Annotated in this window: 14 protein-coding genes; 5 read left to right on the top strand and 9 right to left on the bottom strand. The window is 58.9% G+C overall.

Going from position 1 to position 19,908, the window contains the following annotated elements:
• The first annotated feature begins 220 nt into the window (after positions 1–220).
• The 5 genes from TRM7557_RS13650 (at position 221) to TRM7557_RS13670 (ending at position 6,591) form a co-directional block, all read left to right on the top strand.
• On the top strand, positions 221–1,579 hold the full coding sequence (locus TRM7557_RS13650) for an ABC transporter substrate-binding protein (RefSeq protein ID WP_058290784.1): 1,359 nt from the start codon (positions 221–223) through the stop codon (positions 1,577–1,579).
• An 80-nt stretch (positions 1,580–1,659) separates the two neighbouring features.
• Complete coding sequence (locus tag TRM7557_RS13655) at positions 1,660–2,664, top strand: carbohydrate ABC transporter permease (protein WP_058290785.1); 1,005 nt, start codon at positions 1,660–1,662, stop codon at positions 2,662–2,664.
• Between the two features lie 10 nt (positions 2,665–2,674).
• Complete coding sequence (locus TRM7557_RS13660; protein WP_058290786.1) at positions 2,675–3,823, top strand: carbohydrate ABC transporter permease; 1,149 nt, start codon at positions 2,675–2,677, stop codon at positions 3,821–3,823.
• 19 nt (positions 3,824–3,842) lie between these two features.
• Complete coding sequence (locus TRM7557_RS13665; protein WP_058290787.1) at positions 3,843–5,492, top strand: alpha-amylase family glycosyl hydrolase; 1,650 nt, start codon at positions 3,843–3,845, stop codon at positions 5,490–5,492.
• A 4-nt stretch (positions 5,493–5,496) separates the two neighbouring features.
• The gene (locus tag TRM7557_RS13670; protein ID WP_058290788.1) at positions 5,497–6,591 is read left to right on the top strand and encodes an ABC transporter ATP-binding protein; all 1,095 of its coding nucleotides are present in this window, start codon (positions 5,497–5,499) and stop codon (positions 6,589–6,591) included.
• A 3-nt stretch (positions 6,592–6,594) separates the two neighbouring features.
• Here the strand turns inward: TRM7557_RS13670 and TRM7557_RS13675 are convergent, their stop codons facing one another.
• The 9 genes from TRM7557_RS13675 to TRM7557_RS19655 form a co-directional block, all read right to left on the bottom strand.
• Positions 6,595–7,236 (bottom strand): glutathione S-transferase, encoded by a 642-nt coding sequence (locus tag TRM7557_RS13675; RefSeq protein ID WP_058290789.1) that lies wholly within the window; start codon positions 7,234–7,236, stop codon positions 6,595–6,597.
• Positions 7,237–7,357: 121 nt separating this feature from the next.
• Positions 7,358–9,397, bottom strand: a complete 2,040-nt coding sequence (locus tag TRM7557_RS13680; protein WP_058290790.1) for an FG-GAP-like repeat-containing protein — start codon at positions 9,395–9,397, stop codon at positions 7,358–7,360.
• Between the two features lie 233 nt (positions 9,398–9,630).
• A complete protein-coding gene (locus TRM7557_RS13685) occupies positions 9,631–10,563 on the bottom strand; it encodes a GlxA family transcriptional regulator (RefSeq protein WP_058290791.1) in 933 nt (310 codons plus the stop codon).
• Positions 10,564–10,674: 111 nt separating this feature from the next.
• Complete coding sequence (locus TRM7557_RS13690; protein WP_058290792.1) at positions 10,675–11,757, bottom strand: FAD-binding oxidoreductase; 1,083 nt, start codon at positions 11,755–11,757, stop codon at positions 10,675–10,677.
• A gap of 6 nt (positions 11,758–11,763) precedes the next feature.
• Complete coding sequence (locus tag TRM7557_RS13695) at positions 11,764–13,005, bottom strand: aromatic ring-hydroxylating oxygenase subunit alpha (RefSeq protein ID WP_058290793.1); 1,242 nt, start codon at positions 13,003–13,005, stop codon at positions 11,764–11,766.
• A 173-nt stretch (positions 13,006–13,178) separates the two neighbouring features.
• Entirely contained in the window at positions 13,179–14,765 is a 1,587-nt protein-coding gene (locus tag TRM7557_RS13700; RefSeq protein ID WP_235811478.1) for a chemotaxis protein CheW, read from the bottom strand.
• Positions 14,762–15,301: a chemotaxis protein CheD gene (locus tag TRM7557_RS13705; protein ID WP_058290795.1), complete on the bottom strand. Its 540-nt coding sequence runs from the start codon at positions 15,299–15,301 to the stop codon at positions 14,762–14,764. The genes TRM7557_RS13700 and TRM7557_RS13705 overlap by 4 nt, the downstream gene beginning before the upstream one ends.
• 4 nt (positions 15,302–15,305) lie before the next feature.
• Positions 15,306–16,136 (bottom strand): CheR family methyltransferase, encoded by an 831-nt coding sequence (locus TRM7557_RS13710; protein ID WP_058290796.1) that lies wholly within the window; start codon positions 16,134–16,136, stop codon positions 15,306–15,308.
• Positions 16,137–16,160: 24 nt separating this feature from the next.
• Positions 16,161–19,529, bottom strand: a complete 3,369-nt coding sequence (locus TRM7557_RS19655; RefSeq protein WP_082626616.1) for a PAS domain S-box protein — start codon at positions 19,527–19,529, stop codon at positions 16,161–16,163.
• Between the last annotated feature and the right edge of the window lie 379 nt (positions 19,530–19,908).

Consider the following 19,908-nt stretch of genomic DNA (forward strand, 5'->3'; position numbering starts at 1 on the left):
GAGATGTAAATTGTTTGAGGGGGAAGCAGCATCAAGTCAACGGTTTTTCTGATCCCGAAAATTTAATGTTTAAAAACAATAGTTAAAAGTACTTTGGTGGATTTCCATTGACTCTCCTTGGGGAAGTCGGATTGATTGTTGTTATCCAAAGCGCTTTGAAAAACTTCGAGAAGCGAGACGGAGCTGCGTGGCCCACGGGCCCGACCTTAGGGAGGAAACAATGAAATCGACGCTCATGATGAGCGCGGCTGCTGTTGCCATTTGTGCCGGCGCCGCTTTTGCGGATGACCACCTGACGTTCAAACCGGGTGAGGGTCCTTTTGACTGGGATGGCTATGCGGCCTGGGCTGCGACTGCGCCGGATCTGTCCGGGCAGACCGTGACGGTCGCAGGCCCCTGGATGCAGCCGGAGTGGGGCTTCTTTGAAAACGCGCTGGCGTATTTTGAGGCCGCGACAGGTGCGGATGTGATCTACACCGGCTCTGACAGTTTTGAGCAGCAGATCCTGATCGACGCTGAAGCGGGTGCCGCCCCCAATATCGCCGTCTTCCCGCAGCCGGGTCTGGCGGCGCTGATGGCCAGCAATGGCCAGCTGTCGCCGATGCCCGGCAATATGGGCGACTGGGTGCGCGACAACTATGCTGCGGGTCAGTCCTGGGTCGATCTGGGCACCTTCACCGACGCAAACGGCGCGCCGCAGATGTACGGCTTCTTCTTCAATGTGAACGTGAAGTCGCTGGTCTGGTACAGCCCCGAAAACTTTGAAGACGCAGGCTATGACGTGCCGGGCTCCATGGAAGAGCTGAAGGCGCTGACCGATCAGATCGTTGCTGATGGTGAGGTGCCGTGGTGCATTGGTCTGGGATCGGGTGCCGCAACGGGCTGGCCTGCGACCGACTGGGTCGAAGACATGATGCTGCGCACGCAGACGCCCGAGGTTTATGACCAGTGGACCAAGAACGAGATCCCGTTTGACGATCCACGCGTCCTTGCTGCGATTGACGAATTTGGCTGGTTCGCGCTGGATGATGCCAAAGTCGCAGGGGGGGCAGGCGCTGTCGCCTCGACCGACTTCCGCGACAGCCCCAAAGGTTTGTTCACCGCGCCGCCGCAGTGCTACATGCACCGTCAGGCGTCTTTTGTGCCGGCCTTCTTCCCCGAGGACCTGGAATTTGGTGTCGACACCGATTTCTTCTACCTGCCGAGCTTCGCCGACAAGGATCTGGGCAACCCGGTTCTGGGTGGTGGTACGCTGATGGCGATCACCGAGGCCTCTGAGGGCACCACCGCGTTGATGGAGTTCTTCCAGCAGCCCATCGCCCACGAGGTGATGATGGCGCAGACCGGTTTCTTGACCCCGCACAATGGCGTCAACATGGAAGCGTACAAGGACGACACCCTGCGCGGTCTGGGCGAGATCCTTCTGGGCGCGACCACATTCCGCTTTGACGGTTCGGATCTGATGCCGGGCGCCGTGGGTGCGGGCACCTTCTGGACCGGCATGGTCGACTATACCGGTGGCAAACCTGCCGCCGAAGTGGCCGCTGAAATCCAGTCCAGCTGGGACGCCATCAAGTAACGGCCAGCCCCTGGCCAAACCACGCTAAGCAAAGGCCCTGCCACAGAGGGCGGGGCCTTTCACGCGACTAGGAGTTTCCCATGAATCCGGTCATCCTAGGCTTGATCACCATCGTAACCGGGGTGGCAGGCTGTATTGGATATTTCTTCCTCTCAAACCTGATCCTTGATGCGGTGTTGCCCGCGCGCGGTCCCAATGCCGGGCGCAATATCAACCGCGCCAATCTGATCCGCCCTTGGCTGTTCCTGCTGCCTGCGATGGCTGCCCTTGGCCTGTATCTTGCCTATCCGGTGATCGAGACCCTGCGTCTGTCGCTGATGGACCGGGTGCAGGGCGGCGGCTATGTCTGGGCGGGGTTTGACAACTATTCCCAGATGCTGAGCGAAGCCAAATTCTGGGAGGCCATGCGCAACAACCTGCTGTGGCTGATTGTGGTGCCTGCGGCGTCCACCGCGCTGGGCCTTCTGGTGGCGCAGCTGACCGACCGGATTGCCTGGGGCAACATCGCCAAGTCGCTGATCTTTATGCCGATGGCGATCTCTTTTGTTGGCGCCTCAGTGATCTGGAAGCTGGTCTATGACGCCCGTCCCGAAGGCGCGGATCAGATTGGGGTGCTGAACGCGATCTATGTCTGGATGTCGGGTGATGGCCCGCAGACCTGGCTGACCCTGCCGTTCTGGAACAACTTCTTCCTGATGGTGGTGCTGATCTGGATCCAGACCGGCTTTGCCATGGTGATCCTATCGGCGGCCTTGCGCGGTATTCCCGAAGAAACGGTCGAGGCTGCGATTGTGGATGGGGCCAACCCGTTTCAGATCTTCTTCCGCATTAAGGTGCCGCAGATCAAAAACACCATTCTGGTGGTCTGGACCACGATCACCATCACTGTGCTCAAGGTCTTTGACATCGTCTTTGCCATGACCAACGGCCAGTGGGAGACGCAGGTTCTGGCCAACTACATGTACGACAAGATGTTCCGCGCCAATGACTGGGGCGTGGGGTCGGCGGCGGCCATGGTGATCATGCTGCTGGTGACGCCGATCCTTGTCTGGAACGTGCGCAATGCGCGCCGCGAGATGCGCTGAGGAGGCCCAAATGGACAATATCGCAGGAAAGCGATCCTCGCTCACGTGGATCGTACATATCACCGTCGCGGCGCTTGTTGCGCTGTGGCTGTTTCCCACCGTAGGTCTGTTTGTGTCGTCCTTTCGCACGGGCGATCAGATCTCGGCCTCGGGCTGGTGGCGCGCGCTGGGCGCGTCCGAGCAGACCCTGACCTTCCGCACCGCGGCACCTGATACGCAGGTGGAAGAGGGTGGATTTTATGTGGTCGAGGGCAATCTGTTTGAAGGTGGCGACCCGCTGGACCTACGCGCCTGGGGTGTCAGTTCCCGTGAGGTCGATGCCTTCCGCACGGGCGACACCGCAGAACTGCGCAAAGGCGGGACGCTCACCCTGTCGCCGGACGGCGGCTACCGGATGGAAAACACAGAGCCCTTCTCGGGCAAACGCGGGCAGCGGGTGTTTGTCTCGGCTGTGGTGCCGCCCGAATTTACGCTGGAGAACTATAACAACCTGCTGTTCAAAGCGGGGCAGGGCGAAGGCATGGGCGAGGCGTTTATCAATACGCTCACCGTGACCATCCCGGCGACGATCATTCCGATCCTTGTTGCGGCCTTTGCAGCCTATGCGCTGGCGTGGATGGAGTTTCCGGGCCGGGCGCTGCTGATCGCTATCATTGTGGGCCTTCTGGTGGTGCCCCTGCAACTGGCGCTGATCCCGCTGTTGAAGCTGCACCTCGGGATTGGCATCGGCAAAGGGTATCTGGGGGTTTGGCTGGCGCACACCGGCTTTGGCATGCCATTGGCGATCTACCTGCTGCGGAACTACATGGCTGGGCTGCCGCGCGACCTGATTGAAAACGCCCGTGTCGATGGGGCCAGCGAATTTCAGATTTTCACCAAGCTGATCCTGCCCCTCAGCTTTCCGGCTTTGGCGTCTTTTGCGATCTTCCAGTTCCTATGGACGTGGAACGATCTTCTGGTCGCCAAAGTCTTCCTGATCGACTCCACCGGTCAGACCACCGTCATGACGGCCCGCATTGTCGAAATGCTGGGCACGCGCGGTGGCAACTGGGAGATCCTCGCCACGGCGGCCTTTGTGTCCATTGCCGTGCCGCTGGCGGTCTTCTTCGCAATGCAACGCTATCTGGTGCGCGGCCTTCTGGCTGGCTCCGTCAAGTAAACATAGGTCAAGGTGCCTGATGAACATGCAAACTTCGCTTGAACAGTCCCCCGCTCTCGCAGCCAACCCCAACTGGTGGAAAGGCGGTGTCATTTATCAGATCTATCCGCGGTCGTTCCAGGACAGCAATGGTGATGGCATTGGCGATCTGCCGGGGATCACCCAGCGTCTGCCCTATATTGCCTCGCTTGGGGTGGATGCGATCTGGATTTCGCCCTTCTTCAAATCGCCGATGAAGGACTTTGGCTATGACGTCAGCGATTACCGCGACGTGGACCCGATGTTCGGCACTCTGGATGATTTTTCTGAACTGCTGCGCACCGCGCATAATCTTGGCCTGCGGGTGATGATCGATCTGGTGATGTCGCACAGCTCGGACCAGCATCCTTGGTTCGCCGCCAGCCGCGCCAGCCGCGACAATGAGAAATCCGATTGGTACGTCTGGGCCGATGCAAAGCCCGACGGCACGCCGCCGAACAACTGGTTGTCGATCTTTGGCGGCTCGGCTTGGCAGTGGGACACCCGCCGCGAACAATATTACCTGCACAACTTCCTGAGCACGCAGCCGGATCTGAACTTCCATTGTCCGGATGTGCAGGATGCGCTGCTGGATGTGGCGCGCTTCTGGCTGGAGCTGGGGGTGGATGGGTTCCGTCTGGACACCATCAACTTCTATTTCCACGACGCCCAGCTGCGCAACAACCCGGCGCTGAGCGCTGATGCACGCAACGCCTCTATTGCGCCCTCGGTCAACCCTTACAACTATCAGGATCATCTCTATTCCAAGAACCAGCCCGAGAACCTCGTGTTCCTCGAACGGCTGCGGGCGCTGTGCGACGAATATGACGACCGCGCCTGTCTGGGCGAGGTGGGCGATGCCCAACGCGGCCTGGAGATCATGGGCGAATACACCAGCGGCGAGAACCGCATGCACATGTGTTACGCGTTTGAGTTCCTTGAAAGCAAACCGCTGACCGCAGCTTATGTGAAGCAGGTCTTTGACCGGCTGGATGATGTCGCACCTGAAGCCTGGGCCTGCTGGGCGTTTTCCAACCATGACGTCAAACGTTTTGCCTCGCGCTGGGACTTGTCGGACGCGGCCCTGCGCACGCATATCACCCTGATGATGTGCCTGCGCGGCTCTGCCTGCCTGTATCAGGGCGAAGAGCTGGGGCTGGAAGAGGCAGACGTGGCTTTTGAGGATCTGCAGGACCCCTATGGCATTGAATTCTGGCCTGAATTCAAGGGCCGCGATGGCTGTCGCACGCCAATGGTCTGGGAAACGCAGGCGGAAAACGCAGGCTTTGGCGCGGCCAAGACATGGCTGCCCGTCAGCCCCGCACAGGCGGCCAAGGCGGTTGACCGACAGGAACAAGACCCCGAGGCCCTTTTGCATCACTACCGTCGCGCCATTGCCCTGCGCAAAGCCCATCCTGCCCTGTCGCTTGGCGAAACCACATGGATGGACGCCACCGGCAATGTGCTGAGCATGATCCGTAGACACGAAGGGGCTGAGGTGCTTTGTGTTTTGAACCTGTCTGATGCGCCCGTGACCACCACATTGCCCGCTGGCAACTGGGTGTCTGTGGCCGCAGAACTGGGCGGTCAGGCCCCGCAAGGCGATCTGGAGCCTTGGGGCTTTATCATCGCTGAGAAAAAGGACGCATGACCCCATGGCAGAGCTGAAGCTGACAAATGTGGCCAAGACCTATGCGGGCTCGGTTGATGTGCTGCGGGACATCAACCTCGACATTGAAAAAGGCGAACTGATCGTCTTTGTTGGCCCGTCGGGCTGCGGGAAGTCGACCCTGCTGCGAATGATTGCCGGGCTCGAACGGATCACGGGCGGCACGCTAGAGATTGAAGGCGATGTCATGAATGACGTGCCCCCCGCACAGCGGGGGATCGCCATGGTGTTCCAGTCTTATGCGCTGTACCCGCATCTCACCGTGCGCGAAAACATGGCCTTTGCCCTGAAGATCGCCAAGAAACCCAAAGCTGAAATCGACGCCGCGATTGGACGCGCGGCCAAGATCCTGCAACTCGAGGACTATCTGGACCGTCTGCCCAAGGCCCTTTCGGGCGGTCAGCGCCAGCGGGTGGCCATTGGTCGGTCGATTGTGCGCGATCCCAAGGTCTATCTGTTTGACGAGCCGCTCTCCAATCTGGATGCCGCCTTGCGGGTTGCGACACGGATCGAGATCGCGCGGCTGAAGGAAAGCATGCCCGACAGCACCATGATCTATGTGACCCATGATCAGGTCGAGGCGATGACGCTGGCCAGCCGGATTGTGGTTCTGGCGAACAAAGGCATTGCACAGGTCGGCACGCCGCTTGAGCTGTACGAGACCCCGGAAAACGAATTTGTGGCGCAGTTTATCGGCTCTCCGGCGATGAACCTGCTGCCCGGTCAAATTGTTGCAACAGGCGCGACCACGACCATTGCACTGGATGCCGGGGGGACGGCGGTTTCAACCATTCCGACCCGCCCTGACCAGCAGGGCCTGCGCGTCAATGTCGGGGTCCGTCCCGAGGATCTGGTGCAGTCCGACGCTGACACGCTGTTTGAAGGCTCCGTCGATTTCACCGAGGCGCTGGGCGAGGTCACCCTGCTCTATGTGGATCGTCCCGATGGCGGCGACCAGCTGATCGCAAAACTGCCGGGTATCCACAAAGACCTGCGCGGTGTTGCGGTCAAACTGGCAGCAGATCCGGCCAAGGTGCATCTGTTTGCAAATGGCCAATCCCTCCGCCCCAAAGCAGGCTGACGATCACGCGCCGCCGAACCAGATCGGCGGCGTGTCCTCGGCCCAAGGGCTGTGCTTTTCCATTACGGTGGCAAAGGCGGGGCTGGTCAGAAACCGGTCCAGCCAGCCGCGCATATGCGGCCAATCCTGCGCGTCAAACCAAGCCCGGTCAATAAAGGCGAACTGGCGCACAAAGGGCAGAATGGCAAAATCCGCAAGACGCGGCGCTGCGCCCAATAGCCAAGCCTGCCCGCTCAGGCGGCGGTTGAGGTCGAACAGAACTGCGGCGGCCTTCTCCCTTTCTTCATCGGGGTTCAGATCTGGGTAGCGGGTTGCGTATTTGCTGTGATCCAGCGCCGCTTTGAAGGGGCCGTCATTGCGCGCGATCAGCTCCCACCCTTCAGCAGGCATATCCAAAAGCTGTTGCGGGTCGCGCTGCTCCAGCGCCCAGATCATAATATCCAGACTTTCATCAATCACCTTCGTGCCGAGGTTCAGGCAGGGCACGGTTGCGGTGGGCGAGGTGTCCAGAAAGGCCTGCGGCTTGTCCCGCAGGCGCTGGATGTCGCGGAGCTCGACCTGCAGGCCTGCGCTGAGGATGGCGAGGCGGGCCCGCATGGCATAGGGGCAGCGGCGAAAGGACCAGAGGATCGGAGAATGGGTCATGGCGCTGATGTAGCGGCATCTCGCGGTGCGGGTCAAACAATGGGTTCCCGCACGGCCGTGATCTGCGCCGTCGCCATGCGGGCCGGGTGAGGGTCAACCCGGCCCGCATGTTGGATGGACCTTAGACGAGAGGGGTGTCGTCGAAGAAATAGGTCTCATCCGCGACGTCATCTGTTGCCAGAACAACGCCGGTGTTGGTGAAAACGGCATTGCCGTCATTTTCCAAGAGCGACAGGGTGTTGGGCATCGCATCCGTGGACAGCAGCAGGTCCAGATCACCATCCCCGTCATAGTCGGCTGCAGTGTGCACATTGCCGGTGATGGTCGGGTCAAAGGACTGCAGCACAAAGTCCTTGCCGCCGCCGGTGTCCACAAATTCATAAACCCGCAGGCCCGGCGCAAGGGAGCTGTCGCTGGCGCCGGCACTGATGATTTCGATGGTGTCGTCGCCATCGAAATTGCCGCCTTCGACCAGCCCCACCAGTCCGTCTTCATCGACGTCCACGCCCGGGAAAGCTCCGGCTTCGGTGTTGCCGGTACCATCGTTGAGCAGCGCAAAGATCCCGCGCCCCTCGCCATTGGCCACAAACAGCACGTCCAGGTCTCCGTCGCCATCGAGATCAAGGATTTCGCCGTCGAAATGGGTTTCCGGAGACGGCCCGCGGCTGCCAGCCGCAGTCAGGTTGCCAACCCCATCATTGACGTAGATGTCCACGCTGCTGGGGTCCGGCCCGGTCAGCACCACAATGTCACCGGCGGTGTCCCCGGTGAATTCCCCAATCAGCGCTTCCAGACCAAAAGCCGAGGCAATCGCGCTTCGGGTCAGCACCGAGAAATTTCCAGAGCCGTCGTTTTCCAGCAGAAAGGCCGTGTCGCCGTTCTCATCAATGGCCAGAACATCCGCATCCCCATCGCCGTCCACATCCCGTGCGTCATGGGCGATCAGCGCTTCTCCGTCAAAGAAGATGTTTGGAAACAGGGCACTGGTGGTGATCGATGAGACATTGGAATCCGTGAACACAGCACTGCCGTCGTTGGCATGCAATGTGGTCTCGAACGTGAATATGTCGGTGACGCCGGGGTCGGGTGGCACGGTGACGTTCAGTGTCAGAAAGTCGATCGATCCATTGCCGTCAAAATCGGCGGCGACGGTGCCTTCGCTGCCCGGTGTGATCCCGGTGGCGCGGATGGTAAAGGTGCCATCGCCGTCATTGAGGCCCAGTTTGACCTCACTGCCGTCGACAAACCAGACATCCGCAGAGGGGGGCGCGGGGGGCGGGGCTGAGGTTGGTTCAAACCGCAGGAAGTCGGTGCGCAGGGGTTCCTTGCCGTCGGACATGCCGACCAGTTCGATTTTGTCGCCGACTGCAAGTTCCAGATCTTCAATTTTGCGCTCTGCGCGGCTGGCGGCATTGGCAACACTGCTGCCGCTGGCGCTGTCCCAGTCGAAGTTATCGACCTCGACGCCGTTGACCAGCACACGCATGTTGGACATGCCGTCGGTTTCATCAAAATAGCCAATCGTCAGGTCAAAAGTTCCCGCCTGTTCAACGGTATGACACGCGCGCGCTTCGACATTTTTCTTGGCTTGAAGAAAGGCGTCATCCGAAGCAACGGGGTTGCTGACCACTTTGAAACCAGACAGGATCTCGAGCGTTTCAGCTTCGATCACAAAAGGATCCGAGCTGGGCGGAGGGGGCGGAGGTCCGTCTGACGGTGCAATATCAAGGTAATCCGTGCGCAGCGGCTCCCCGCCATCACGGCGACCGCGCAGGACCACGAGGTCGCCGGGTTCAAGCCAGACCGATGCGACGATCTGTTCCTGAAGGCCACTGGGCGTCACAAGATCACGGCCTGCGGTGCTGTCCCAGTCGAAACTGTCGACCACAACGCCATTCACCACGACCTCCATGCAGGATACGCCATCGGTTTCATCAAAATATCCGACGGTGAGATCATAGGTGCCTGCCGCGCCATCAAACACCCCGCCCGCCCGCGAGATATCGGCGGTCGCCTGCAGGAATTTATCGCTTGATGCATGCGGGTTGGAGCGCACGGCAAAGCCGCCATCAATGCTCATGTCTTCGGCTTCATTTCGCCCGAGGTTGAGCGACGCGGCAAACCCGGCTTCAACCGGGGAATCTGGTATCGGAAGGGGCATAGGAGGGTCCTCTTTAACAAAGCAACACAGCCCAAAACACGGCTGTGGGCTTAAAATACCAAATCGCCCTTACCGCTAGGTAGAACGCCTTGGTATGACCCGCCAGATTGGCGATTTATCGCCATTTTGTGGCTTATAAGCGTAGTCCGATCCAAAAGCTGTACCCCCCTTGGACAGGCCAACACTTGGGGCGCTGTCGCAGGGATCGCGACTGTCGCCGAGGCGCGGCCTTGTCAGGGGGCGGACTGCCGCAACAGGGACGGGGCGATGTCGAAATGGGCTGAAAAGCTTGATGAAAAATGCGCAGCAGAGCGAAAGCCCGTCATCACCGCAATGTCCAGCAGTGCCAGATTGCTGTTGATCAGCAAGGCGCGCGCCCGTTCCAGACGCTGCGTTTTGGCAAATTTCGCGGGCGTCATGCCCGTGTGTTTGGCAAACATACGTTCCAGGGTGCGGCGACTGGTGCCAACGGATTTGGCCAGATCCGGCAGGGTCAGCGGCGTTTCCATGTTCTCTGAGAGAATCGCGCAAGCTAGGCGCAACTGCTTGGGTGCGGTGTCCGGCAGGCGCGAGGCCCCTGTGGATTGGACCACCTTGTCGGTGCGAATGCGGTTCAGCTGCAGCTGGTTGGCGATGGAATCCACCAGGCGTTTGTTATGGTCCTGCCCGATCAGCGCCAGCATCAGATCCAGCGACGCCATGCCGCCCGAACAGCTGACAATGCGACCATCGATTTCGTAGATCGCATCTGTCACAGTGATGTCGGGGTTGTCGTCGCGAAACGCGGGCAGGCTTTCCCAGTGCAATGTACAGGTCCGGCCCCGCAGAAGACCGGCGCGCGCCAAAAGAACCGTCCCCATGGAAATGGCCCCAATGGTCACGCCCGCAGCGTGACGCCGGCTCAAAAAGGCCAGCAACCGATTGGGATTTTCCACATCCACGCAGAGGCCTGCGCAGATGAAGGTGTAGTCGGGCAGGGGGCCTTCGCCAATTGCGCCATTGCTTTCCAGGGTCAGCCCATTGGACGCCCGAATAGGTGCCCCATCCAGACTGACGACACGCCAGTCATAACAGGCACGCCCCGCAAGCCGGTTCGCGACACGCAGAGGTTCAATGGCAGAGGTCACCGACAGCATGGAGACATCGTCCAAGAGGACAAATTCCATGAGCAGAGGCCGGTCTGTCGGAGGCTGCTTTTGGTGTGTCATGCGGTCTTCATCACTTTGGTCGGAGGCTGGACAGGGGCCAGCCTCGCGCAGCCTTTTTTGCAGGGCGGATCAGGACGCATCCTCAAGGGTGATTGGTCCTTTTGCGGTCGAACAGCAGGCCAGGATCAACCCTTGGGCCACCTCATGGTCTGACAGGCCCCCATCTTGGCGCATATCGACCGCGCCGTCCACGAGGCGCAGTTTGCAGGTGCCGCATTGCCCGGCGCCACAGCCCGTGGGCACGCGAATGTTCTCGCCAGCCAGCGCGGCCGAAAGCGGCTGATCTGCGGCGACCTCAAAGGTGCGGCCGCGCATGGTGACCTTGTGGCCCGTGCCCTGTTCCACGGCCTTGCCGACGGGCTGGGCCTTGGGGGCTGTGAGGCCAAAGCTTTCCGTGTGGAAATGTGCGGGGGACAGCCCCTCGGCCACAAGGCATCGCCGGATCTGATCCATAAAGCCCTGTGGGCCACAGCAATAGGCCTCGCGGCGGCTGGCATCCGGCACCATAGAGCGCAGCATGGCGCGGTCCGGGCGTCCGCGATAGCCGTGCCAGCTTTCGCCGGGGGCGGGGTCGGCCACAACTTCGAACAGCTTGAGGCTGGGCATATTGGCCGCGATATGCGCCAGTTCCTGCGTGTACAGCAGGTCTTCGACCCGGCGGGCAACTTGCACCACGGTCACATCCACCGCCTCGCCGCGGGCAAACAGCCAGCGCAGCATCGACATCATTGGCGTAAAGCCACTGCCGCCCCCGACCAGCAACAGCGGTCGGCCAAAGCGATGCGCCAGCGAGAACTGCCCAAAGGGGCCGCGCCCGGTGATCTGTTGACCGACCTCAAGGTGGTCATGCATCCAACGCGTCGCATTTGCATCCGGGGCCGCTTTGACGGTGACCGAAAGCTCAGCAGTTCCCAGCGGTGCGGAAGAGAGGGTGAAGGTGCGCGTGGCGGTGCCTGTGGGCATCGGCAGGTCCAGCGCAATGGCCTGACCCGGCAGATAATGCAGCGCGCCGCCTTCGTTGCGGAAGGTAAAGGTCACAATATCCGAGGTGTCCTGCGTGCGATCCACCAGCGTCAGCTGACGTGGCGCTGCGCCGAACCGGGGCAGGCCCGGTTTCGGCAGCGGCAGGGCGGGGCTTTGATCCAGTGCCATCTGTGTTTACTCCGCGGCCTCAAGACGTTTTGTGGGACCACCCAGCCAGTCTTCCAGCGTGCCGCGATACCAGTCGAGGAAGTTCAGGATCATGAATTCGGACACTTCGCTATAGGGGCCGGACTTATAGGCAGGCGAGCGGGTGCCGCGCTGGTTTTCCTCGGCCAGGCGGCGGTCCTGGTCGTTGGTCTCAACCCAGACTCGAGACAGATGTTCGATGTCGTAATCCCAGCCTTCAATCGCATCTTCGTGCACACACCAGGTGGTGCGCACCTGCGTCTTGTTCGGGCCCAGCGGCAGAACACGGAAGTGAATGGTCATTTCCGACAGGAAGTGATGCCAGTTGTTGGGGATGCGGAAGGCACGGACCGAGCCAAGATCCTGTTCGGTCAGATCGCCCAGCAGTTTCTTGGAGGCCGGTTTGCCGTCGAGCGTCATCGATACGGCCCCTTCCCGGAAAGGCAGACGAATGCAGCGGAACTCGCTGCCGCCGTCCACAGGCTTATGCGGCAGGCCAAGGTCGTCCCACTGCTTGCCTTTCTCTTCCATAATACGGAACTCATCCCCGAAACGCGCATCATCAGGCAGGGCCATTTCCACCAGCGACACCAGCAGTTCCGGGTGGTTGCCCGCGCAGTGGTAACACTCGCGGTTGTTCTCGATCACCAGTTTCCAATTTGCGTCTTCTTCGATCACAGATTCGAAGACGATTTTTGTGCGGCGCGGATCATGAGGGCGGATATAGGGGGTGATGCTGTCGCGGAATTTTTCGATATCCGGTGGGGTTTCGGCCAGGCAGATATACAGCAGCCCCTCGACAGAGGTCACATGCACAGGCTGCAGCGGGAATTTTTCGGCGTCAAAATCGTCGCCCATAAACCGGGTCGAGACCAGCTCGCCGGTCAGCTCGTATGTCCATTGGTGATAGGGGCAGACCAGACGACCGGTGTGGCCACGGGACTTGTCACACAGACGGGATCCGCGGTGGCGGCAGGAGTTGTGAAACGCACGAATTTTCCCTTCATTGTCGCGCAGTACAATGATTGGGGCGTTGTGCACGGTCAGGGTTACATAATCCCCGGCATTGGGGATTTCACATTCGGGCCCAACAAAAAGCCATTCTTTATAAAAGATCGCCTCGATATCTGCGGTGAAGACATCTTCGTCATTGTAGAAAGCCCCGGGAAGGGAGTACCCCGGCTGCGATGCATCCAAGGCGCTGCGCACTTTGTTCTGGGTGGCCGACATTGGTTTGGCGTTCCTGCTACGGTTTCAATTTGCTCCGTGCAGAATAAAGACCCCGCTGCAGCGACCGCTTTCAGATTTGCGCCAATATTGCTCGGGATTTTCCCTAGCTGGCGGGGGCGAGGGACCCGTGTGTGCAGGGTCGAGACGCCTCAAATCGCCAAGCGAGCGCGGCGTTAGCGCGTGATGGTGTGTCGCACCAAAGCGGCCACATCCAGAACCATCAGGGACTTGGATTGGTCTTTTGACCCTGCGACCTGAACCATCTCGCTCACATCGTGGTGGGCGGCGGCTGCACTGCCCCCCTGAGTGGCCGTTGATTGATAGGGCAGGACCTTGTCGGCGGTCGTCATGATGATTTCGTTCACGGCATCGACCAAGATCCCGTATTTCTGCCCGTCGCATTGGAAGATCACCACCTTCTGACGCGCCGCCCCGGCAGGAGACAGCCCGTACAGCAGCCGCAAGTCGACCAGCGTGATGATTTCTTCGCGCAGATTGAACAACCCCGCAACGGCTTCGGGCGCATTGGGCGGTGTCATCAGGTCGTCCGGACAGTCGATCACTTCGCGCACCTCGGAAATGTCCATCGCGAAATTGGTGTCGGCACTAAAGGTGATGAAGGTCCGGCGCGTTTTAGAGACGGCGGAATGGGCCTCTGCTTCGGCATTGCTGCCGTCTGGGTAAAGCTCCTGACAGCATTGAGCGGCCGCCACCAGATCCGGCTGCTTCATAGTCTCCCCATGGTCGAACAGCATGACCAGATCTGAATTGTTGACCGCAAGGCAGCCCTTAAAGATCGCCTCATGTGGCATGGCCAGTTTGGAAATCGGCAGCACGTCCTGCGCGTAGTAAGGGATGATGCTGTCGATAGAATAGACCAGCAGGCCAATCTGCCCCTCGAGGAGGTTCATGATCAGCAGCTTATTGGAGGTTGAGGCCGCGACCTTTTTGCTGTCGGTTTTCTGTTTTCCGACAAAGCCGCGGAAATCAACGATGGGTACGATCCGCCCGCGCAGGTCAATGGTGCCCAACACATGGCCATGGGTCAGCACCGAATGCTTTATTTCAGGAACCTCCATCACTTCCTGAACGTATTCGAGGTCAAACGCGTATTTGCTGTGGCCGACCTCAAAGGAAATGCAGTGCTGGCGTTTGCCTTTGGAGGCGCGGTTGCGGGCTGCGGTTTCATCCTTGGCCACACGCGGGACCTTTTCCAGTTTCAGGATGGCATAGGGATCCAGAACCTGCAAAAGGCGGCGCCCCTCGTCCAGTTTGAGCACACCTTCAGAGATCACGTCCTTGATGCCGTTTTCACGGCTATGAAAGGCCACCCGTTCCGAGCGGCGCGCGTGAATGACCTCGCCGGTGCGGTCAAACACCAGACCCAGGTGCATTTCGCCGTCTTCAATAATGGTGATCTTGCGCCCGCCGCGCTCCTCGATCGCAGGGAGGCCAAAAATCTGGCGCAGATCAATCATTGGCACGATCATACCGCGCAGATTGAACAGGCCAATCATATGAGGCGGAGACAGCGGGACGGGCGAGACCTCTTCAGGTTCGTTCACCACCTCCTGAACCACACCGACGGGCAGCGCAAATTCCATCTCACCGATCAGAAAAGACCCAAAGGTTTCGACCTCCCGCGCCTGTGCAGAGAGCGGGTCGTCTTCCCCTGCGGTGGTTTCTGGCGGCCGTTGTGTCGCGCCGTCATCAGAGACAAGGGCGTGTTCAGACAGATCGTAGGCATCTTCGGTCATCATTTTGTGCCTCCAAGGCGGGGGATTTGGAGGATCTCAAATTCCCCGGTATCGCAGTTGATGGAAATGCGGCGGCCGTTCAGCCCCCCCAGATCATCGTCCAAAAGCCGCAGCCGGGCGCTTCGAATGGCTTGGCGGGCGAATTTTGCGTTCACGCTGCCGACCAATTGCGCCGGTGGTGTGTCCAGTGGCATCGACATATTTGCACCGCCCGCCAGAATGACACGCAGTTTGCGGCGTTCTTCCCCCTGGATCTCCATCATTTTTGTCAGGCTTTCTATGGCCTTATCCACATGGCGCCCATTGCCAACAACCTGCCCGTCTTCGTGCAGCCGCCGGTTGGCGACGGGTGTCGCAGAGGTGGGCTCAGCAACCGATTTGGACAAAAGGCAATGCGCCAGCCCGTAGACTTGCCGCTCTGGCAGCAGAAAACCGATGCCCACGCAGGAGCCAAGGATCGCCGTCAGCACCTGACCCGGGCGGCCAATCTTGACCTGACCAATGCGCACATGCAGCTCCGCAATGTCGGTGTCATCCATGCGGTCACCCAGTTTCCAGGCTGTAGATCAGCGGAGAGACCTGCTGAAACGCTGTGTCCAATCGGGTCAGGCTCTCGCTTTCACCGATGATCAGATAAGCGTCCGGCTGCATCTGGCGGGCGACATTGCGCAGGATGCGTTCCTGTTCTTCCGCAGAGAAATAGATCAGTACATTGCGCAGGAACACAATGTCGAATTTCTGGCTTGGCCCCAAGGGCTTGATCAGATTGTGCAGCTTGAACGTCAGGCGCGATTTGATCTCTGGTTTGACGGCAAAGCCTGCGTCTTTGTCGCCGGTCATATGACGCTCAAACAGGGTTGGTTGCTCGCGCTGAAGCCGGGCAATGGCTTTGCCAACATAGCGCCCTTCCTGCGCCTTGCGGACCACCCGGGACGAGATGTCGGTGCCAAAAACCTCGTAGTCAAAGCCCGACGATGTCTGGCGTTGATCTTCGCAGAAAATGCCGATCGTATGGGCCTCTTCCCCGGTGGAAGAGGCCGCCGACCACGCCCGCATGGGGCGCGGGAGCTTTTTGTCGCAAAACTCCGGAAGAAACGTGTCGCGAAAGAAATCCCAGATCCGGGGGGTGCGATAACAATATGTTTCGTTTGTGGTGATGCGGTCGATCAGCTCTTGCAGTTCGTTTGCATCTTTGGCGACCCGGTCCAGATAAGACGTGAAACTGTCTTCCTGGGTTTCCCGCAGCCGACCCCGCAGGCGACTTTGCAAAAGCCCCCTGCGATTGTCCGCCACGGTAATCCCGGTCTTCTGGTGGATGAGCGCACGCAGTTTGTTGAAACTGCTGGTTTGCAATTCGATCTCTTTCTCTGGCATGAGACTGTGCCTCCTTGACCTGAGTTACTGACCGAGCTTGGCAATTTCCTGCGTCAGCTCCTGTGCCCCATCGTTCAGCTCGTTTGTCGACGATGCGATCGCATCCGACGCAATGACGGCTTGTTCTGTGGCATCAACAATGCTCTGGATCGCGTCCGAAACATCGCGCGCGGCGGTTTGCTGTTCACGGGCGGCCACCGAGATCTGCTTGATCGAGTCGGTGGTGTCCTTGATGCCAGAGAGGATCTTTTTGAAGGCCTCGCCTGCTTCTTTGGACACTTCGCTGCCTTGGCTGACGCGTTTGACCGTTTCATTGATCAGCTTGCTGATCTCTTTGGTGGCTTGCGACGACCGTTCGGCGAGCTTGCGCACCTCATCGGCCACAACCGAGAAGCCAAGGCCATGTTCGCCCGCCCGCGCGGCCTCAATGGCGGCATTGAACGCCAGTAGGTTGGTTTGCCCGGCAATCTCGCTGATCACTTTGACGATCTCATTGATCTCCTCCGAGGAGCTGTTGATCAGCTCCATGGATTCGATGGAGCGTTCAATGGCTTTGGCACCTTGATCAGCTTCGTCACGGGTGCCTTGGGCGATCTCGTCAGAGTGTTTGGAGTTCTGCGCAATGGAGTCAATGGAGGCGCTCAGCTCTTCGATCGAGGCGCTGATCTGCTCGGTTGTGCAGCCCAGCGATTGCGCGCCTTCCGCCACCTTATTGGCCTGGTCGGAAATATCCTCGGACCGGGTCACAAATTGCGAGGCGATCCGCGACACTTCGCGTTCCAGTTCCACAGTTGGGGTGATGTCGGTGGCGAATTTCACCACTTTGATGACATTGTTTTCCTGATCAAAGATCGGGCTATAGGATGCGCTCAGCCAGATTTCCTTTTCGCCTTTACCAAAGCGCTGGTATTTGCCGGTGTCCGCAATGCCGGACCGCAAACGTTCCCAGAATGCTGCATATTCTGGCCCGGCGGCATAGGCGTTATCGCAGAACATGCGGTGATGACGGCCTTTGATTTCATCCAGACCATAGCCGGTTGTCGCGGTAAAGTTTTCATTGGCGTCCAGAATGGTGCCATCAGGTTTGAACTCGATCACTGCGCTGGCGTTGGAGATCGCCTCCAGCTTGCAGTTGAAGTCCTGCTGTTCCAGTTTCACCTCGGTGATATTGGTCTGGATCGACACAAATTTGTCCAGCTTGCCGTCTGTGTCAAAGACCGGGTTGATGGCCAGTGAAATCCAATAGGCTTCGCCGTCTTTGGAGTAGTTCAGGATCTCATCATAAAAGGGCTTCTGCGCATCCAGTTTTTCGCGGATCCGTTTCTTTGTTTCCGGGTCCGTGTGTTGGCCTTGCAGCAGATCGCCGGGTTTTTTACCGACCACCTCTTTGAACTCATAACCGGTGAGCTTGGTAAAGCCAGGGTTCACATATTCAATCCGACCAGACGCATCGGCAATGACAACAGAGTTGTCGGTTTCATTTGCCACCAGCGACAGGGTCTTGGCGGTTTCGCGCATTTTGACCTGTTCGGTGATGTCGATGGCAAATTTCACCACTTTGAACACATCGCCATTGCCGTCAAAGATCGGGTTGTAGGTTGCCTGAATCCAGACCTCTGCCCCGTCCTTGCCAAAGCGTTTGAACTCGCCGCTTTTGGTTTCACCTCTGGCCAGATCCTTCCAGAAATCCTTGTAGTCTTCGGATTTGCCATAGGCCTCTTCGACAAACATACGGTGCTTCTGACCCTGGATGTCGCCAAGCGCATAGCCGGTCACGGCCAGGAAGTTTTCATTGGCATTGGTAATGGTGCCGTCGGGTTTGAACTCGATAATGGCCTGTGAATGATCCAGTGCAGCCAATACGCCCGCGTTCATGCGGGTTTCCGTGACATCCGCCCATTCCAGAAGGTTGCCGACGTAGTTGCCGTCCTCATCAAAGATCCCATCGACATTGAGGGCGAATTTCAGATCGCCAAGCGTGATGTCGGTTTTGAACGGCAGGTTCGAGGCATCAGACAACAGTTTGCGTTGATGTGCCGGGTTCTTGTGGAACTGATCGATGCAGGTGCCGATCATATTCGCGGGATCAAAGTCCGGCCAAACGCTTGCAAAGACGTCCTTATTGTCCGACAGCAGGGCCGTGGTGGCCTGGTTCACGTCCATCACTTCAAAGTTGCGGTCGACGGTCATCATGGCGACCGATGAATTTTCGAACCCGGTTTTCCGGCGCAGGTTCACAAATTCGGCCTTCTTCTGGTCGGTGATGTCGGTGGCGAATTTCACCACTTTGAATACGGTGCCATTGCCATCAACGATGGGGTTATAGCTGGCCTGGATCCAGACTTCGTCGCCGCTTTTGCCAAAGCGTTTGAACTGGCCATCCTGGGTCTCTCCCTTGGCCAAACAGGTCCAGAACGCCTTGTAGGCGTCAGACTCGCCATATGCGGGGTCAACAAACAGTTTGTGGTGTTTGCCCTGGATCTCTTCCAGCGCATAGCCTGTGACGGCAAGGAAGTTTTCGTTTGCACCGGTAATGGTGCCATCGGGTTTGAATTCAATAACGGCCTGACCACGGTCCAGCGCGTTTAGAACCCCTGTGTTCATGCGCGCTTCGGTGACATCCGCCCATTCCAGAAGGTTGCCGAGATATTCGCCTTGGGCGTCAAAGATGCCGTCGACGTTCAGGGCAAATTTCAGATCACCCACTGTAATGTCAGTTTTGAACGGCAGGTTTGCGGGATCGGACAGCAGCTTGCGCTGATGGGCCGGTTTTTTGTGGAACTGGTCGATGCAGGATCCGATGATTTTTTCGGGGTCAAAATCCGGCCAGATAGACGCAAAGGCGTCTGCATTCTTGGAGAGCAGGTCTTTGGTGGCGGTATTGATATCCAGCACCAGAAAATCACGATCCACGGTCATCATCGCAACGGAGGAATTTTCAAACCCGGTCTTGCGGCGCAGGTTGACGGCCTCGGCTTCTTTCTGGGCGGTGATGTCGGTGGCGAATTTCACAACTTTATAGGGCTTGCCGTCCGCACCAAAGATCGGGTTGTAAGACGCGTTGATCCAGACCACTTTGCCACCCTTGCCGATCCGGCGGTATTCACCGCTGGAGGCTTGCCCCATGGCCAGTTGCAGCCAGAAGTCCTTGTAGGTGTCGGAGGCCGCATAGTCGGGGTCACAGAACATTCTGTGATGCTGGCCTTGGATTTCTTCCAGGCTGTAACCCGCGACCGCCAAGAAATTCTCATTGGCAGAGCGAATTGTACCGTCGAGCTCGAACTCGATCACGGCTTGAACCCGGCTTACAGCTTCCAGCATGGCTTCGGCTTCGCCTGCACGTGCGGTGGCTGCGGTTACATCGGACGTCGGAGCGGAATTTTCGGTACTCATCACCTAACCTCGTGAAACTCGTAAGTACCGTAACAGTTGTCCGGGTTGCGCTAATAAGTCCTTACGGTTGGCCGTTTCGCGCAAAAGAAATACAGACAATTTAGTTTAACGCTTTTGCGCGCAGGACCTGTGGCGCGTTTGGCGCCGGTCGATAAAGACGAGGGGCAGGGGGGGCACAGCCCCTGTCCACCCAGCGCCGCGCTCTGCGCAGGGGGGGCGGCGGGTAGGGGCTGCCATCCTCATCGCATAGATAAAGACCCCCATTTAGAAGAGGCGTGCACGATGACCGCGAATGTCGCCACGTTCTCGGCCTTTCTTGTGAGCAAGGTGGCTGTCCCCAAACCGGGGGCGCGGCGTCAGCCCGCATCCGCAGGCGCAG

Origin of the sequence: Tritonibacter multivorans (genome assembly GCF_001458415.1) — a bacterium.
In the GTDB taxonomy this organism is placed as follows: Bacteria; Pseudomonadota; Alphaproteobacteria; order Rhodobacterales; family Rhodobacteraceae; genus Epibacterium; species Epibacterium multivorans.

Bases quoted from the DNA above. Each gene is read 5' to 3' on its own strand.
- TRM7557_RS13695 (WP_058290793.1), bottom strand. From the start codon at position 13,005: ATGTCGGCCACCCAGAACAAAGTGCGCAGCGCCTTGGATGCATCGCAG.
- TRM7557_RS13690 (WP_058290792.1), bottom strand. From the start codon at position 11,757: ATGGCACTGGATCAAAGCCCCGCCCTGCCGCTGCCGAAACCGGGCCTG.
- TRM7557_RS13650 (WP_058290784.1), top strand. From the start codon at position 221: ATGAAATCGACGCTCATGATGAGCGCGGCTGCTGTTGCCATTTGTGCC.
- TRM7557_RS13660 (WP_058290786.1), top strand. From the start codon at position 2,675: ATGGACAATATCGCAGGAAAGCGATCCTCGCTCACGTGGATCGTACAT.
- TRM7557_RS13670 (WP_058290788.1), top strand. From the start codon at position 5,497: ATGGCAGAGCTGAAGCTGACAAATGTGGCCAAGACCTATGCGGGCTCG.
- TRM7557_RS13655 (WP_058290785.1), top strand. From the start codon at position 1,660: ATGAATCCGGTCATCCTAGGCTTGATCACCATCGTAACCGGGGTGGCA.
- TRM7557_RS13665 (WP_058290787.1), top strand. From the start codon at position 3,843: ATGAACATGCAAACTTCGCTTGAACAGTCCCCCGCTCTCGCAGCCAAC.
- TRM7557_RS13685 (WP_058290791.1), bottom strand. From the start codon at position 10,563: ATGGAATTTGTCCTCTTGGACGATGTCTCCATGCTGTCGGTGACCTCT.
- TRM7557_RS13680 (WP_058290790.1), bottom strand. From the start codon at position 9,397: ATGCCCCTTCCGATACCAGATTCCCCGGTTGAAGCCGGGTTTGCCGCG.
- TRM7557_RS13675 (WP_058290789.1), bottom strand. From the start codon at position 7,236: ATGACCCATTCTCCGATCCTCTGGTCCTTTCGCCGCTGCCCCTATGCC.
- TRM7557_RS19655 (WP_082626616.1), bottom strand. From the start codon at position 19,529: ATGAGTACCGAAAATTCCGCTCCGACGTCCGATGTAACCGCAGCCACC.
- TRM7557_RS13710 (WP_058290796.1), bottom strand. From the start codon at position 16,136: ATGCCAGAGAAAGAGATCGAATTGCAAACCAGCAGTTTCAACAAACTG.
- TRM7557_RS13700 (WP_235811478.1), bottom strand. From the start codon at position 14,765: ATGATGACCGAAGATGCCTACGATCTGTCTGAACACGCCCTTGTCTCT.
- TRM7557_RS13705 (WP_058290795.1), bottom strand. From the start codon at position 15,301: ATGGATGACACCGACATTGCGGAGCTGCATGTGCGCATTGGTCAGGTC.